1 pseudogene is annotated in these 501 nt (G+C 67.9%); it reads left to right on the top strand.

Annotated features, from left to right (window positions below):
- Positions 1–117: 117 nt before the first annotated feature.
- A pseudogene (locus AC1DWF_RS39170) lies at positions 118–501 on the top strand (hypothetical protein); the annotation flags it as partial.

The raw sequence follows: 501 nt of genomic DNA, 5'->3' as shown, positions 1-501 counted from the left end.
GTGCCGGAATGGTAGACGGAAGGGACTTAAAATCCCTCGGCCGCAAGGCCGTGCGGGTTCGAGCCCCGCCGCCCGTACCAAGCGCAGCTTTTCGCCTGACCGGGCTATAAGATGGGAATGGACCTCTCCTTCTCCGACGAGGCACAGGCCGGCTGGCAGGCTGGCCTGCTTTCCGCGCGGCCGGCGCCGCCCATCGCGCCGCCCTTGCCGGCGGGGCTGCAGTACCTGCTCGGCGAGGGGGAGGGCCGCCCGACCCTCTATGTGCCGGACAGCCTTCCCCAAGCCGACATCCCGCTGCTCCTGATGTTCCACGGCGCCACCTCGAACGCCGCCCGCGCGCTGGAGCGCCTGGGCGAGGAGCCGGAGCGCAGAAAATGCCTCGTCCTTGCGACCAAGTCGCGCGGCACGACCTGGGACATCCTCCAGGGCGGTTATGGTTTCGACGTCGCAGTGCTCGATTATGCACTGACCTCCGTCTTCCGCCGCTTCCCGATCGATATC

The organism is Aminobacter sp. P4_D5 (assembly GCF_056401815.1).
The sequence above is the reverse complement of the archived record's forward strand: the minus strand, read 5'-3'. Positions and strand labels throughout refer to the sequence as shown.